Origin of the sequence: Paenibacillus sp. FJAT-26967 (assembly GCF_001541095.1) — a bacterium.
In the GTDB taxonomy this organism is placed as follows: domain Bacteria; phylum Bacillota; class Bacilli; order Paenibacillales; family NBRC-103111; genus Paenibacillus_F.
The window spans coordinates 1,576,842-1,592,626 of sequence record NZ_LMXH01000001.1 but is presented as its reverse complement, the minus strand read 5'-3'; the positions used below and the strand labels follow the sequence as shown (position 1 = coordinate 1,592,626).

12 protein-coding genes are annotated in these 15,785 nt (G+C 52.2%); 1 reads left to right on the top strand and 11 read right to left on the bottom strand.

Annotated features, from left to right (window positions below; translation table 11 throughout):
- Nucleotides 1-49: 49 nt before the first annotated feature.
- The 11 genes from fmt to AR333_RS07000 all read right to left on the bottom strand — a co-directional run bounded on the left by fmt (nt 50) and on the right by AR333_RS07000 (nt 13,672).
- Nucleotides 50-1,000 carry a methionyl-tRNA formyltransferase gene (fmt, locus tag AR333_RS07050; protein ID WP_068774562.1) on the bottom strand — a complete coding sequence of 317 codons (951 nt, stop codon included), beginning with the start codon at nt 998-1,000 and terminating at the stop codon, nt 50-52.
- Complete coding sequence (def, locus tag AR333_RS07045; RefSeq protein WP_068774561.1) at nt 997-1,485, bottom strand: peptide deformylase; 489 nt, start codon at nt 1,483-1,485, stop codon at nt 997-999. Before def ends, fmt begins: the two co-directional genes overlap by 4 nt.
- Nucleotides 1,486-1,727: 242 nt before the next feature.
- The gene (priA, locus tag AR333_RS07040) at nt 1,728-4,340 is read right to left on the bottom strand and encodes a primosomal protein N' (RefSeq protein ID WP_068774560.1); all 2,613 of its coding nucleotides are present in this window, start codon (nt 4,338-4,340) and stop codon (nt 1,728-1,730) included.
- Nucleotides 4,325-5,632, bottom strand: a complete 1,308-nt coding sequence (gene coaBC, locus AR333_RS07035; RefSeq protein WP_068774559.1) for a bifunctional phosphopantothenoylcysteine decarboxylase/phosphopantothenate--cysteine ligase CoaBC — start codon at nt 5,630-5,632, stop codon at nt 4,325-4,327. The genes priA and coaBC overlap by 16 nt, the downstream gene beginning before the upstream one ends.
- A gap of 152 nt (nt 5,633-5,784) precedes the next feature.
- Entirely contained in the window at nt 5,785-6,000 is a 216-nt protein-coding gene (rpoZ, locus tag AR333_RS07030) for a DNA-directed RNA polymerase subunit omega (protein ID WP_068774558.1), read from the bottom strand.
- Nucleotides 6,001-6,007: 7 nt separating this feature from the next.
- On the bottom strand, nt 6,008-6,640 hold the full coding sequence (gene gmk, locus AR333_RS07025; RefSeq protein WP_068774557.1) for a guanylate kinase: 633 nt from the start codon (nt 6,638-6,640) through the stop codon (nt 6,008-6,010).
- The gene (remA, locus tag AR333_RS07020; protein WP_009672664.1) at nt 6,630-6,890 is read right to left on the bottom strand and encodes an extracellular matrix/biofilm regulator RemA; all 261 of its coding nucleotides are present in this window, start codon (nt 6,888-6,890) and stop codon (nt 6,630-6,632) included. The genes gmk and remA overlap by 11 nt, the downstream gene beginning before the upstream one ends.
- 31 nt (nt 6,891-6,921) lie before the next feature.
- Nucleotides 6,922-7,806, bottom strand: coding sequence for a YicC/YloC family endoribonuclease (locus AR333_RS07015; RefSeq protein WP_068774556.1), 885 nt, complete (start codon nt 7,804-7,806; stop codon nt 6,922-6,924).
- 31 nt (nt 7,807-7,837) lie between these two features.
- On the bottom strand, nt 7,838-9,721 hold the full coding sequence (locus AR333_RS07010; protein WP_068774555.1) for a bifunctional homocysteine S-methyltransferase/methylenetetrahydrofolate reductase: 1,884 nt from the start codon (nt 9,719-9,721) through the stop codon (nt 7,838-7,840).
- 126 nt (nt 9,722-9,847) lie between these two features.
- On the bottom strand, nt 9,848-10,684 hold the full coding sequence (dapF, locus tag AR333_RS07005; RefSeq protein WP_068775160.1) for a diaminopimelate epimerase: 837 nt from the start codon (nt 10,682-10,684) through the stop codon (nt 9,848-9,850).
- A gap of 201 nt (nt 10,685-10,885) precedes the next feature.
- Nucleotides 10,886-13,672 carry a calcium-translocating P-type ATPase, SERCA-type gene (locus tag AR333_RS07000; RefSeq protein ID WP_068774554.1) on the bottom strand — a complete coding sequence of 929 codons (2,787 nt, stop codon included), beginning with the start codon at nt 13,670-13,672 and terminating at the stop codon, nt 10,886-10,888.
- Between the two features lie 173 nt (nt 13,673-13,845).
- Here AR333_RS07000 and AR333_RS06995 point away from each other — a divergent pair, with 173 nt between their 5' ends.
- Nucleotides 13,846-15,603: an NFACT family protein gene (locus tag AR333_RS06995; RefSeq protein WP_068774553.1), complete on the top strand. Its 1,758-nt coding sequence runs from the start codon at nt 13,846-13,848 to the stop codon at nt 15,601-15,603.
- Nucleotides 15,604-15,785 lie beyond the last annotated feature (182 nt).

The window sequence follows — 15,785 nt, the reverse complement described above, 5'->3', positions numbered from 1 at the left end:
AACAGACGGTACAAGCACCGAAAATTCCTGCGTATCGCTAATTGTCGACTTATTCACCAAGCTTCGTACCGGGCGCAATAGAGGTCCCCCGCACGAGCTGCGCAACGTCCATCGCTTTTTTACCGGAAGGCTGTACGGTTAACAGCACTACACTGCCGTCCCCCGTTGCTACTTCGATGCCGTTCTCGTCTGCACGAATAATGGTACCGGCCGCTGCAGCTGCTGACCCGGCTTCTCTGGAACTGCCTTCGGGTTTCGCGCACGACCACACTTTGAGAACTTCACCATTCCATGTCGTGTACGCACCCGGAAACGGGTTCAGACCTCTTATCTGATTCCAGATTGCCCTGGAAGGCTTCGTCCAGTCGATCCGCTCATCTTCACGGCCGATGTTCGGAGAATAGATCGCTTCCTCTTCGTTCTGAACGACCGGAGTAACCGTACCGGCTATGAGTTCAGGAAGAGTGCGCTTAAGCAGATCCGCACCCGCCCGGCTGAGCTTCTCGAACATGGTGCCAGTCGTATCTTCGTCACCGATGGCAACTTCGATCTTAGAAATCATATCTCCTGTATCCAGGCCCACCGCCATATACATAATCGTCACGCCCGTTACCTGTTCACCGCGGATAATCGCATGATGGATCGGAGCTCCGCCACGGTACTTCGGCAGCAGAGATGCATGGATATTAATACAGCCCAGACGCGGAATGTCCAGCACGGCTTTGGGCAGAATCTGGCCGTAAGCAGCTGTTACGATCAGATCGGGCCCGATCCGGCGGATTTCCTCTACAGTATCGGATGTACGGAGCTTTTCGGGCTGAAATACAGGAATCCCGTGTTTTTCAGCTTCTACTTTGACGGGAGGAGGCGTCAAAATACGCTTACGGCCTTTGGGACGATCAGGCTGCGTGATGACGGCTGCTACTTCGTACCCGCCCTCTAGTAAAGTTTGAAGCGGCAGCACGGCAAAGTCCGGCGTTCCCATAAAAACTATTTTCACTTGCCGCTACCTTCATTTTCTTCAAGCTCCGGACGGTATAAACGGATAGCAAGATCCGTGAAAAGAACGCCGTTCAAATGATCCACTTCATGCATCATGCAGCGCGCAAGAAGCCCTTCTCCCTCATAAACAACTTCCTCGCCGTTGCGGTCCTGTCCTTTTATAGTGACATGAAGAGGGCGCTTCACTTCCCCTTCCAGTCCCGGGATGCTCAGGCATCCCTCCGGTCCGATCTGCTCTCCGCTTTTCGCAACGATTTCGGGATTCACAAGCTCGATCAAGCCGTTATCATCCCCTACATCCATGACAATGACGCGCTTAAGAATGCCGACCTGCGGCGCAGCCAGACCTACGCCCGGAGCGTCGTACATTGTATCCGCCATATCATCCAGCAATTTGTGCAGATTGGAATTGAACTTCGTCACCTGCTTGGCGGTTTCGCGCAGGACTGAATCTCCTTCTTTTACAATCATCCGAATGGCCATACCATTTACCTGCCTTTTTTTGTAGTTAAGGGAATAAACTCCTTAAGAAGTTCACCCCAGATTAAACGATAAGTGGAAAGTGACGTTTCTCTCCCAGCACGCAGCAAGAACTGCAAATCGAATCGGACATTATTCCCGATGCCATCAGAGTCCATACTGCTTATACGAAGTCGATGAAAAGTATGCCTATCCTCTATTTGAAAGGGTCCGTGCCACCTTCTATATACTTATTCCGGCTTAAGCTACATCAGCATCTGAGGATCCACATCTACGCTGATAAGCATTTTTTCCTTTGCCGCTCTCTCGGCGAATTCATCCAGGACACGGCTTACAATACGGGAGGCCGATGCCTCTCCACGATATTTTACCACGCATTGGAACCGATATCTATCCTTGATCCGAGGAATGGGCGAAGCGACGGGACCCAGCACATCCATGAAAAAATCTTCTCCGCAGGACGCTGCCCTCCCCTGCTCCATAGCGCCCAGTTCCCGCAAGCGCATCGCCACGGCCTCAGCCGTACGGACCAGAAGCGGAATCTGTTCATGGGTAATCGTCATCAGGATCAGCCGGCAGTAAGGGGGGTATCCGAGCTGCCGACGATGAGGCAGCTCCTCCGCAATAAACGCGTCATAATCATGCCGGCTTGCTGTGATGACGCTATAGTGCTCCGGTGTATACGTCTGCACGAAGACTTCGCCCGGCAGTGTATGCCGGCCTGCCCGGCCCGCCACCTGTGTCAACAGCTGGAACGTCCTCTCGGCGGAGCGGAAATCCGGAAGGTTAAGCACCGTATCAGCTGCAATAACACCGACCAGTGTCACATCCGGGAAGTCCAGCCCTTTGGCGACCATTTGGGTACCGAGCAGTACATCCGCTTGTTTGTTGCGGAACATGGTGAGCCATTTCTCGTGAGAGCCTTTCTCGGTCGTTGTGTCGACATCCATGCGGATGACCCGGATCCCGGGAAAGAGCTTCACCAGCTCTTCCTCTACCCGCTGGGTACCGGTTCCGAAATGCCGGATATGCTCGGAGCCGCAGTCGGGACAAAGCTCCATCTGTCTCTCAGCATAGCCGCAGTAATGGCAGCGGAGCGTGCGTGATACCTGATGGTACGTGAGCGATATGTCGCAGTGCGGACAACCCGCCACATAGCCGCACGTTCTGCACATAACGAACGTGGCATAACCGCGCCGGTTGAGCAGCAGAACCGTCTGCTCCCCTTTTTGGAGCCGCTGCTCCAATCCACGGTGCAGGGCCCGGCTGAACATAGAGCGGTTGCCGCTCCTGAGCTCCTCCCGCATATCTACGATATGCACGGGAGGAAGCGGACGTCCCGCAACGCGCGAGGGCATCATGAGAAGCTTATATTCGCTTCCGGTCCCCGCAGTTGACCGGGTACGATGAATGCTCTCAAGCGAAGGGGTCGCCGAACCCAGCACAACAGCCGCCCCGTGATAGCGCGCTCTCCATGCAGCGACATCCCTTGCATGATATTTCGGGCTTTCTTCCTGTTTATAGGAGGACTCGTGTTCTTCGTCGATAATAATCAGGCCGATTTTACGAAACGGCACAAATACCGCTGAGCGGGCGCCAATAACTACGCGTACCTGCTTGCGCATGATTTTGCGCCATTCATCGTAGCGTTCACCGGCGGATAAACGGCTGTGCATAACGGCTACTTCATCCCCGAACCGCCCCTTAAATCTCTCTACCATTTGGGGGGTCAGCGAAATTTCAGGAACAAGTACAATCGCTTCACGCCCCTGCCCGAGACACCGGCTGATCGCCTGCAGATAAACCTCCGTCTTGCCGCTTCCCGTCACTCCTTGAAGCAGATACACTTGATGCTCGCGCCTGTCGAGCGTTGCCGCGATTGTTTCGTATACAGACTGCTGCTCATCGGTTAAAGGAAGAGGTTTGGTTTCCTCAAAATGCCGATTGGCGTATGGATCCCGCATAACCTCCACTTCCCGAAGTTCGATCCACCCCCGGTCGGCCAATCCTTTGACGGTACTGGCCCCAACCTGGAGCTTATCCATCAGCTCAGTCAAACGGATTGGCTTCAAGTTTTCACTGAGGTATAGAAGCACCTCTTTCTGCTTATGCGAGCGGGCAGGAAGTTCATCGGCCAACCGGGCCAGATTCAATGGCTCCCGGGAAGCGGCTGAGTCTGCAGGAGACTCTGCAGCAGTCACAGGACTGCCGGCCTCACTCCGGGCTTCTTCGGGATGGGAAACGGAAACCGCCTCATTCTGCTTCATCTTCATGCCCGGCGGGAACACAGTCAGTGCCTTCTTAGCTGAACCGCGGTCCTTCATGCCCTGCTTTTCAAGAAGAAGGCCTTCCTCCAGCATATCGCGGATCAATCCGCCTTCTTCGGGAAAAGCTTCCAGCAAATCTTCCATTTTCACTTTCGTTTTACGTTGCAAATAGTCTATTATGCGTTCCTGTGCAGGGAGCAACAGCAGCATAGAAGGACTTCCGTCCGCTTCGTTGTCCGCAACCTGAACGTACCGTTCATATTTAGCCTTCAGCGCACCTGGCAGCATCGCCTGCAGCGCCGTTACTTCATGACATAAATAGGTTTCGCTCATCCAGTGTCCCAGTTCGACAAGCTCTTCTGTCAGAGGCGGAGCAGGGTCCAGAATGTGCCGTACGGCCTTGAGGCGTTTGGGATCCACTGACGTCGTATCGTGCAGTTCCACGACGAAACCTTGAAGAACCCGGGGACCGAATGGCACCCCTACGCGGCTCCCTACTTCAATCCATCCCTTCATAGAGGAAGGTACCGAATAATCGAATGCCCGGTTTGTTTGTTTGGCAGGTACATCTACTATTACCTTTGCGTACATGAAACGTCCCCTTGATGTCCCTCTTGATGTTCCTTTGCTCTTGGAACCTGGCCGGCTCCCGCTGCTTCATCATTATCATTGGACGCAGGAATGGCTCCGGCTTGTTTACGGTGGGCAGCAAGACGCACGATATACTCGGCAACTTCTCTCTTGCTCATAACCGGCAGTGCTTCTACCAGTCCCTCACGGTCAAACACCCGCACGATATTGGTATCCGTCCCGAAGCCGGCCCCTTCGAGCGACACATTGTTCGCTACGAGAAGATCGCAATTTTTACGGATCAGCTTATCGAGCGCATACTCATCGACCTTCTCCGTCTCCGCTGCAAATCCTACGAGGAACTGGTGCTTTTTAAACTTACCGAGCGTTTGCAGGATATCCGGGTTCTTAACCAGTTCGATGGTAAGGGTCTCCCCTGCTTTCTTCATTTTCTGCGGCCGCTGCTGAGCAGGGCGGTAATCCGCAACGGCTGCAGCCTTAAAAACAAAGTCCATTCTGTCATAACGGGCCATGACTTCCTGCAGCATGTCCTCGGCAGATATAACCGTTACCCGCTCTACTCCGGCCGGTACCGGCAGAGCTGTCGGCCCGCTGATCAGCGTGACGGCCGCTCCTAACGCTTGAGCGGCTTCCGCAAGGGCGTAGCCCATTTTGCCGGAAGAATCATTCGTGATGTAACGCACGGGATCTATCCGCTCCACCGTACCTCCAGCCGTAACGATCACCTGCTTTCCTTGCAAAGGTGCATCCGCTTTGAAGAAAGCGGCAATCCGATCAAAAATTTCTTCCGGCTCCGCCAGCCGGCCTTGACCTACATATCCGCATGCCAATTGCCCGGTACCCGGCTCCACGAACCGGACTCCGCGTTCTCTAAGCTTATTCATATTATCGATAACAGCAGGATGTGTGTACATATGCACATTCATGGCAGGAGCTACCATCACAGGAGCCGTTGTGGCGAGAAGGGTGGTGCTCAGCATATCGTCCGCTAATCCATAGGCCATTTTCCCTATCATATTAGCTGTCGCCGGTGCAACAACAACCAGATCGGCACGATCCGCTAAATCAATGTGAGAGATTACAGCCGCATCTTTCTCATCGAACGTATCTATAGCTACAGGCTTCCGAGTTAAGGATTGAAAAGTCAAAGGTGTTATGAACTGGGCGGCAGACTTTGTCATAATGACGCGCACATCAGCGCCAGCCTGACTTAGTTTACTGCAGAGTGCCGCCGCCTTGTAAGCGGCAATCCCGCCGCATACGCCCACTACAACCGTTTTCCCTGTTAACATCTGCGCTTCCCTCCAGATTAGAAAAAAATAACAACCGCTAAGGGTTGTCCGATTATTCGCGTTCCAGAGTTCCCGCTTAGGGCCTTCCGGATGCCGCTGTATAAACAGCGGCAGTCACAAGGACTGCCGCCGCTGCTAAATAATCTTTGCGATTATTCAGCGTCTTCTTTGTTTTCGATCTTCTCGTACTTCACATAATCTCCGTACAATTCCTCAAGCGCTACCCCGACTTGCTTATGGGATTTAGCATCATGAAGCTGTGTGTGGGTACCATCTCTGAGCATTCTTGCACGTTTGGCAGCAGCAACAACCAACGAATACTTACTGTCCACTTTATCGAGCAATTTATCAATTGAAGGATACAGCATGTTTGTTTCACTCTCCGATCCATTGTTCCAATCTAGGTAAAATCCGATCGCACTTGCAGTGTTCCGCAGTAAGAATGGACTGGATTTTGTAGCAGGCCTTATGTACCTCGTCATTGACGATACCATAATCGTAGTGCCGCATCAACCGAATCTCATCGAGAGCTACGGACATCCGGCTGCGTATGATCTCGTTCGTCTCTGTACCGCGGGTTACAATCCGATTCTCCAGCTCAGCCAGAGAAGGAGGGATCAGGAAAATAAAAGTCGCTTCGGGGAATTTCTCTTTCACCTTCAGCGCGCCCTGTACTTCAATCTCAAGGATAACATCCTTGCCCGAAGCAAGCGTATCTTCAACAAACCGGCGTGGTGTTCCATAGTAATTACCGACATATTCCGCATGCTCCAGCATTTCATCAGCGGAAATCAATTGTTCGAATTGTTCCCTTGTTTTGAAAAAATAATTAAGACCCTCTACTTCGCCTTCACGAGGCTTACGGGTTGTTGCTGAAACGGAATAGACCAGTTCGGGCGACATTTTGCGAAGCGCCGAACATACTGTACCTTTGCCGACACCTGAAGGGCCGGAAAGTACGATCAGAATTCCTCTATCCCGCTCCAAAGTGTTTGTGCTACTCGTCATGATCATCGTCCTTGTTCGAAAGTCGGTGTGCAACAGTCTCCGGTTGAACCGCAGACAGGATCACGTGGTCGCTGTCGGTAATGATGACGGCACGAGTTCTTCTTCCATACGTCGCGTCAATCAGCATGTGACGGTCGCGCGCCTCCTGGATAATTCTTTTGATAGGAGCAGATTCGGGGCTAACAATGGAAATAATGCGATTAGCCGAAACGATATTTCCGAATCCGATGTTGATTAGTTTGATGGCCATTACGTTTCCTCCTCGTGATACCGTCAGCGGTTCACTCGATATTCTGTATTTGTTCTCTCATTTTTTCTAACTCGGCTTTCAGCTCGATTACTCTATTGGACACTTCTATATGCCCAGCTTTGGAGCCGATGGTGTTTGCTTCACGATTCATTTCTTGAATGAGAAAATCGAGCTTGCGTCCGACAGGTTCCCGGGAACCGAGCAACTGTCTGAATTGGTTGATATGGCTTTGCAGCCGTGTCATCTCTTCGTCAACGTTGGAACGATCTGCAAACAGCGCGATTTCTGCTGCAAGCCTCTGTTCGTCCGCTGGAATCTGATCGGATAAAAGATCCTGGATACGCTGACGCAGCTTAGCGGCATAATCCCGCACAACTTCAGGCGCATACTGCATCATTTCGTTGTTCAAGCTATCAATTAACGACAGTCTGGCGGTCAGATCTCCAGCAAGGTAGGCCCCCTCGCTTTCCCTCATGCCGTTGAGGCTCTTCAAAGCCTCTTCCATGCAGGAGGTCAAGAGGTCAACAAGCGCATCGTCGGCAGCCGCCCGCTGTTCCGATATGGAAAGCAGATCCGGCAATCGGAGGAGGTCTGACACGACCAATCCGCCAGCAAGCCCATGGCGCTTCTGAATCTGCTCAGTTGCCTGCATATATCCGTCAACAAGTGCCCAATCCACAGACACCGATTTATTCGATACGGTTTCCCGTTCAATCGTCACAAAACAATCCGCGCGTCCGCGCTTAATGTAGCGAAGCACCGCTTTCTTGACGGTATCTTCATACGCCATCCATTCTTTCGGCATGCGAACGGAGATGTCGCAATATCTGTGGTTCACAGTCTTGATATCGAGCGACACCCGGTAGCCATGCGAAGAAAGCGAGGCATGTCCGAATCCGGTCATACTTCGTATCATTATCGGTTCACATCCATTAACCTATTGTAATTCATTTTACTAGGGGGGACAAGAGTAAATCCCGGCGCCCCGCTTTTTCCCATACATACTTGGTCAACTGGACACTCATATCATAGAAAAGGAATGGCGTCATGAAATAGATGCCGTTAAAGAGCGGCATGGCAGCATCCAGAAGCTCTCGGGAAATAGCCACACCTTCACGCCGGCCAGCCTCTCCTTCGAGACCCGCCATGCGCGCGCGCACCTCATCCGACAATTGAATGCCCGGCACCTCATTATGAAGGTATTCGGCATTCCGTCCGCTTGCAAGCGGCATGATGCCAATAAACAAAGGTGCTTTCAAATGTTTAGTCGCTTCGTACATACGCTCGATCAGAAGCGGATCGTATACCGGCTGCGTCATAATATAATCGGCGCCCGCTTCGATTTTGCGCTCTAACCGGTGCACAGCCTTGTCCAGGTGTTTGACATTCGGATTAAAGGCGGCACCGATTATGAAGTTCGCTTTCTTCTTGAGCGGTTTGCCCGAGAAAGCAATTCCCTCATTCAACTGCTTGATCATCCGGATCATTTCAAACGACGTCAGATCATAGACGGAGCTTGATCCCGGCAAATCACCGAACCGGGCCGGGTCGCCTGTAACCGCCAGAACATGATCGATTCCCAGCGCGTGCAGTCCCATCAGGTGAGACTGGGTACCGATGCTGTTGCGGTCTCTGCAGGCAATGTGTATGAGCGGACGGGCCTTCAGCTGTTCTTTAACCAGCATGCCCATAGCGAGGTTGCTCATCCTCGTCACGGCAAGAGAATTGTCCGCCATCGTAATGGCGTCAACTCCCATATCCTGGAGCGCTTTGCTGCCCTCCATAAATTTCGCAATGTCCAGATCTCTCGGCGGGTCCAGCTCCACAATGACGGTATGGCGCTTCTTGACCAGGTCTACGAGGCTCGGCTCGCTTGCGGGCTGGCTTGCGCTTCCCTGCGGCGCGTTCTCGATCACAACCGTCTGCGCGGCGGCACGAAGCTCGTTGATCGCCTCTTCGGCAGGCGTATAATTTTGCAGCACTTTAGCCATAGCTGCAATGTGCTCCGGCGTGGTGCCGCAGCAGCCGCCGATTATTCTGGCTCCGAGATTGGCAAAGCGCAGTGCACTCTCGGCAAAATATTCCGGGGTGGCCGCATACGAATAACGGCCATCTACGTAATCCGGTATTCCCGCATTAGGAAATACCGAGAACGGCATGTCAACGAGCGGCGCAACGTTCTGCAGCGAACGAAGAATACCGTTAGGACCCGTCCGGCAGTTAAAGCCGATCACATCGGCTCCTTCGTCCCGGACACGGAGGAACGCTTCCTGGAGCGGCACACCGTCCTGTGTAGCGTCCGTGCCTTCCGTTGCGAACTGGCAGATAACAGGCAAAGGGCTCAGCTGGCGAATCAGCTTCAGCGCGATGAGCAGCTCATCGAGGTCATAGAACGTCTCCAGGAGCAGCCCATCCACAGGTGAATCCAATAGCACCAGAATCTGCTCGCGCAGCGCAACCTCGACTTCCGATGTACGGACATTCTTCCGCTTGCCTGCACGGATAGATCCGATTGCTCCCACGATATAAGCGTCTTCGCCTACGGAACTGCGGGCAAGCTCTACCCCTGCGCGGTTAATGGAATCCACATCCTGCTCGAGTCCGTATTTGGATAATTTTTCCCTATTTGCGGAGAAAGTATTCGTTTCGATAATCCGTGCGCCAGCTTCGTAATACCGGCGGTGCACGTCAGCAATTACTTCGGATTGGACTAGGTTAAGCTCCTCATAGGAGATCCCGACGGGGAAGCCCTGCTGGTACAAATAGGTTCCCATCGCTCCGTCCCCGATTAGTACATTCTGTTTCAACGCCTGGCGGAGTTCCGGTTTCATGTTCTTCCCACCCATCAAAATAGTACATTTACTTTAACACAAACCACCAGCAAACTTAAAGGCAATTCTAAGAACGCAAGTAAACTCTTATACAGCCGGATGTCCTGGAATTTCAGAAGTAAAAATCTACAAACTAATTATTCCACGGTACACTTCTTCGGCAGGCCCTGTCATATATACCCGGTTGTTGCCTTCGTTCCATTCGATGCCCAGCTCCCCGCCTTTTAGGGAAATGACGGCTGTGCGCTCCGTATGCCCGTTCAGCACGGAAGCGACAAGGGTTGCACATGCGCCCGTCCCGCAGGCCAGCGTAGGACCCGCTCCACGTTCCCATACACGCATATCCGCATACTCCCGGGACCGGACAGTCACGAACTCAACATTCGTACGATTCGGGAACAGCGGATGCTTCTCAAGTTTAGGACCCCACTCGCCCAGATCAAAATTCGGAGCATCCTCCACATAAATAATGCAGTGCGGATTTCCCATAGAAACGGCTGTGAAATGGAAAGTTACGCCATCCACTTCCACCGGCTCGTTCAGGACAACGTCAGCATCGATAGTCGACGGTACTTCAAGCCCTCGCAGGACTGGCTCACCCATATCCACCCGAATGGCGGACGCTTTGCCGCTCTCGCCTTCTACCTGCACTTCCTGTACACCCGCTCCAAGGGTTTCCACGGTAATGGCAGCCCGCTTATTCTCATCGCGGTCATACACATATTTAGCTACGCAGCGGACCGCATTGCCGCACTGCTCCGCTTCGGTACCATCGGAGTTGATGATGCGCATCTGGACATCGGCCCGGTCGGACGGAAGAATGAAAACCAGTCCATCCGCTCCAATGCCAAAAAACCGGTTGCACCACTTAACTGCCAGCTGGGATACATTCTCCGGAAGCTCGCTATACCCCGATATCACAACAAAATCATTGCCGAGACCGTTCATTTTCGTAAATTCCATATGCCTCCACACACCTTGCTTAAGATAGTCATTGTCCATATCATAGCGTAAATGAAAATCGGTGCCTAGCGTAATTTGCCCGCTGCAAAAGAAAACACCCGGCAGAACGGCAGAGCGCCGCATGCGGATGTTAAGAACAAGCATGAAAAGACCAGAACCTAATTTCTTCCTTTACAATAACTTCTCCAGAATTTTACCGGGTTAACGTAAGCTTGGTTTTGAGCTGTACTTCATCGTTTTTTTCTTGGACGGGGACTGCATAATGCTGCCGATACCCATCAGGAATGTCGGAATCCCTGCGGCAATCAGAACGATAATCCATTCTTGCAGACTGAGCGGAACCGTTTTGAAAATAGGCTGCAGCTGCTCGATATACATCACACCGAGCATAAGAACGAGTGAGGATAAGACAGCGAGCACAAGGTATTTGTTCTGGAACGGATTGCGGTGAAAAATCGAGCGTGAGCTGCGGCAGTCGAATACATGAATAAGCTGGGCCATAACCAGCGTCGCAAAAGCTACGCTCTGTGCCTTGACGAGATGTTCGGCATCTCCCGGGTTTTGCCGCAGGACCAGCCAGAAAGCTCCCAACGTACAAATTCCGATCAAAAATCCTCTGGAAATAATTTTCCACCCGAGCCTGCGTGCGAATATGTTCTCCTTGGCCGAACGAGGTTTGTGCTGCATAAGATCCTTCTCGGCGGGATCAACCCCAAGGGCCATGGCCGGAAGACCATCGGTCACCAGGTTAACCCACAAAATCTGAATCGGGATCAGAGGCATCGGCAGGCCAGCCATCATGGCCAGGAACATAGTCAAAATCTCTCCGACGTTCGAGGCCAGCAGATAGCGGATAAATTTACGGATATTCTCGTAGATGCCCCGCCCTTCCTCAATAGCCGCTACAATCGTCGCAAAATTATCATCGCTGAGTATGAGCGAGGAGGCTTCTTTGGAGACATCTGTACCGCTGATGCCCATTGCAATTCCAATATCGGCCGCCTTGATCGCCGGGGCGTCATTTACGCCGTCGCCGGTCATCGCTACGACATGCCCTTTCTTCTGCAGTGCCTTGACTATGCGCAGTTTGTGCTCCGGAGATACGCGGGCATAGACGTAAATCTCGTCCACTCTGTTCTCCAGCGCTTCATCATCCATGACTGCCAATTGATGTCCGCTGATGCACAGACCGCCAGTTGGGAGCATACCCAACTGTTTGGCAATGGCTTCAGCAGTTGTGAGATGATCCCCTGTGATCATCACCGTTTTGATACCCGCTTTGCGGCATTTAGCCATAGCTTCGCGCACTTCCCGGCGAGGAGGATCAATCATGCCGCCGAGTCCGACGAATACAAGGCCGCACTCGGCATCTTCTTGCTCTTCGCACTTGTCCGTTGATTTCAGCTCCCGGTAAGCTGTACCGAGCACACGAAGAGCCGAGCGGGCCATTCCTTCATTAGCGGCCATAACTTTGGCCTTGAGTGTCGAAGTGAACGGGATAATTTTGTCGTCCCACAAAATATAAGAGCAGTTCTGCATGAGCACATCCGGTGCTCCTTTGGTTAGTACCAGTCGGCGTCCCGCGTGGTTAACGACGACAGACATCATTTTTCTATCGGAATCAAAAGGAAATTCAGCTACCCGCTGAAATTGCGGACTCAGCGATTCAGCAGTCATGCCCGCTTTTGCCGCAAGCACGACCAAAGCCCCTTCCGTAGGATCACCCTTGATACTCCACACTGTTTCCGGGCGCTCGTCCTTTGTTTTCTTCTTCTTGGAGGACGAGGACTCCAGCTCTTCCTGATACAGGACGGCATTGCTGCATAAAGCCGAGATCTGGAGAAATTGACGGAGCATCGCGTTCTTGGCGGGAACGACCCGCGCGCTGCCGCTGCTGATCTCCCCCTCCGGGGCGTACCCGTCGCCACTGACTTCAAGCAGTTCCCCGCCCACCCACAAATGTGTGACAGTCATTTTGTTCTGTGTCAAGGTGCCTGTTTTGTCTGAGCAGATCACCGAAGCGCAGCCAAGCGTTTCGACCGACGGAAGCTTGCGCACAATCGCTTTGCGTTTGATCATCCGCTGTACGCCCATAGCGAGCGCTATCGTAACAATTGCCGGAAGGCCTTCCGGAATCGCCGCAACAGCAAGGGAAACGCCGGCGAGGAACATCGTATAAGGAGGCTGTCCATGGGCTATCCCCGCAATAACGACCATAACGGTCAGGCAAACGGCGACAATGATCAGAATTTTACCGAGCTGCTCCAGCCGATGCTGGAGAGGAGTCTGCAGCACGTCTGTGTTTTGAATAAGATCCGCGATTTTCCCCATCTCTGTGGCCATTCCGATCCGTACTACGGTCCCTTTGGCAGTTCCACGGGTTACCATGGTCCCCATGAAACTGATATTGCGCTGATCACCGAGCGTAATGGCATCCGCTCCCAGAGGAGCGACCGTTTTGCCGACGGGTACCGATTCTCCGGTTAAAGCGGATTCTTCCACATAGAAGCTGTTTGTTTCAATCAGCCTGATATCAGCCGGAACCCGGTCTCCGCTCTCGAGATAAATGATATCTCCGGGTACAAGATTACGCGCGGGTACCGCATGAATCTCCCCTCCCCTGCATACCTTCGCATTCGGTGCCGAAAGTTCTTTCAATGCGCGCAGGGAACGCTCCGCCCGAAATTCCTGTATAAAGCCTAAAATTCCGTTCATGATGATAATGGCTACAATCGTTATGGCATCCAGGTATTCGCCGAGCAGTCCCGAGACAAGAGTAGCTCCCATCAATACGAGGACCATGAAATCTTTGAACTGGTTTAAAAACAGCGTGATCGGCGAAACGCTCTTGCCTTCGGACAACTCATTGCGGCCGGATTCGGCTTGCCTGCTGTCCGCTTCCTCCCAAGACAGCCCCTCGGCCAGGACAACTTGCTGCGCCTGGAGAACTTCATCCGCCGTCATCTGGTACCACTCTTTGTGACTCATCTCCGTTTTTCCCTCCCGGTTACTATCATCGCAAGACTGCTCCACAAGCTAAATGTATTCAGACAAGCCGCAAAATATCACAGCTTGGACGATACGGATTTCAGAAAGAAATTTAAATTTCATCCGGTTTATGGCATGATAGAGGGTAATGAACTTGAATAGGAGTGTCCACCATGGCCTTAGACGGACTGGTCCTTCACGCAATCGTGCACGAACTGCAGGAATGCGTCGGAGGCCGGATTAATAAAATACATCAACCTACCGGCAGTGATATCGTCATGCAAATACGCGCGAGGGGGCGCTCGCTCAAGCTTCTGCTTTCGGCGAATCCCACCTATCCGCGCATGAATGTTACAGAACAATCCTACTCGAACCCGCAAGAAGCACCCATGTTTTGTATGCTCCTTCGCAAGCATTGCGAGGGCGGGATTATCGATTCAATCGAACAGGTAGGACTAGAGCGGATTGTGCATTTTCGTATCCGTCAGCGGGACGAACTCGGAGACGTCAGTACAAAAACGATCGTGGTCGAGATTATGGGGCGACACAGCAATCTGATCCTAATGGACCCTTCAACAGGAACGATACTGGACGGCATTCATCACGTTACGCCTGCGATCAGTTCTTACCGCATTATCATGCCTGGAAGTGCCTATGTAGAGCCTCCGGAGCAGGACAAAGCCAACCCGCTTGATACGAGCGAAGCGGTGTTCCGCCGTCATATGACTTCCGGTATAGAGGAAGGGAATCCCCCGGAACAGCAGATTCTCCGCTCCTTTAGCGGAATCAGCCCGCTTGCCTCGCGTGAAATCGTACACCGGAGCGGCGTTAAAGCCGGTGAAGCTTATGTAGAGACAGATCTAGCGCCCCTGTGGCAATCTTTCCGCAGTGTAACAGATGCCGTACGCGAACGAAATTATACACCGGTCATTGTAGAAGATAGTCAATCCGGCAAACTGTTTTTTTCCGTAACGGAGTTAACACATATAGACGGCGAAGTTCAAATCTTCCCTACGATCAGTGAATGTCTGGAGAGCTATTACGGAGATAAAGCGGAACGAGATACCGTCAAGCAGCGCGCGGCAGATCTGGTTAAGCTGCTGCAGAATGAGAAAGCCAAAAATCTCAAAAAAATAGAGAAGCTTCGTGAAACAAAAGAAGCAGCCCAAGATGCAGACCGTTTCCGGATCATGGGCGAATTATTAACCGCACACCTGCATGAAATCCGTAAAGGAGACAAAAAGGCAGCGGTGACCAATTACTATGAAGAAGACCAGCCCCAGCAAACCATCGTACTGGATCCTCTTCTGACGCCTTCAGAGAACGCGCAGCGTTATTTTAAAAAGTATACGAAAAGCAAGAACAGTCTCGCTTATGTAGAGCAGCAGCTCGTACAGGCAGAAATGGAAATCGAATATTTATCCTCGCTGCTGCAGCAGCTCGGCACGGCTTCTTTGCGGGATATCGAAGAGATCCGGGATGAACTTGCCGAGCAAGGGTATGTGAGGCAGCGCAGCGGCAAAGGCAAACGCAAGAAGAAGACGGATAAGCCATCTGTGTCCTGCTTCACCTCAAGCGAAGGCCTGCCGATCTATGTGGGTAAAAACAACACGCAGAACGATTACGTAACGAACCGTTTGGCCAGTTCAGGTGACACCTGGCTGCATACCAAGGACATTCCCGGATCCCATGTCGTGATCCGCAGCCAGTCCTTTGGGGAAGCTACCCTTCATGAAGCCGCTCAACTGGCCGCATATTATAGCCAGGCAAGAGAATCCAGTTCTGTTCCGGTGGATTACACCCTGGTCCGTCATGTGCATAAACCAAGCGGCGCTAAACCCGGATTCGTCATTTACGAGCAGCAGAAAACGCTGTTCGTCACTCCGGATACGATGCTGATCAAGCAGCTCCCCCAGACAGTTAAAGCTTAGCATCGGTATAGGTTTGCAGTCGGAGTGAACCTTTACTCCGGCAGATCATAAAACACAATAAAAAAAGCTGATCAGCTCTTAATGGGACTGACCCCGTAATGTGAGACAAAACAAAACACCTTCAAGAAAATGCTTCATGTCGTAAGATATGGAGGACAACTTTGGAGGTGTTTTTGCATTGG

What these genes read in the sequence shown, in the direction of transcription:
- def (WP_068774561.1), bottom strand. Translation starts at nt 1,485, where the DNA reads ATGGCCATTCGGATGATTGTAAAAGAAGGAGATTCAGTCCTGCGCGAA.
- priA (WP_068774560.1), bottom strand. Translation starts at nt 4,340, where the DNA reads ATGTACGCAAAGGTAATAGTAGATGTACCTGCCAAACAAACAAACCGG.
- coaBC (WP_068774559.1), bottom strand. Translation starts at nt 5,632, where the DNA reads ATGTTAACAGGGAAAACGGTTGTAGTGGGCGTATGCGGCGGGATTGCC.
- rpoZ (WP_068774558.1), bottom strand. Translation starts at nt 6,000, where the DNA reads ATGCTGTATCCTTCAATTGATAAATTGCTCGATAAAGTGGACAGTAAG.
- gmk (WP_068774557.1), bottom strand. Translation starts at nt 6,640, where the DNA reads ATGACGAGTAGCACAAACACTTTGGAGCGGGATAGAGGAATTCTGATC.
- remA (WP_009672664.1), bottom strand. Translation starts at nt 6,890, where the DNA reads ATGGCCATCAAACTAATCAACATCGGATTCGGAAATATCGTTTCGGCT.
- AR333_RS07015 (WP_068774556.1), bottom strand. Translation starts at nt 7,806, where the DNA reads ATGATACGAAGTATGACCGGATTCGGACATGCCTCGCTTTCTTCGCAT.
- AR333_RS07010 (WP_068774555.1), bottom strand. Translation starts at nt 9,721, where the DNA reads ATGAAACCGGAACTCCGCCAGGCGTTGAAACAGAATGTACTAATCGGG.
- dapF (WP_068775160.1), bottom strand. Translation starts at nt 10,684, where the DNA reads ATGGAATTTACGAAAATGAACGGTCTCGGCAATGATTTTGTTGTGATA.
- AR333_RS07000 (WP_068774554.1), bottom strand. Translation starts at nt 13,672, where the DNA reads ATGAGTCACAAAGAGTGGTACCAGATGACGGCGGATGAAGTTCTCCAG.
- AR333_RS06995 (WP_068774553.1), top strand. Translation starts at nt 13,846, where the DNA reads ATGGCCTTAGACGGACTGGTCCTTCACGCAATCGTGCACGAACTGCAG.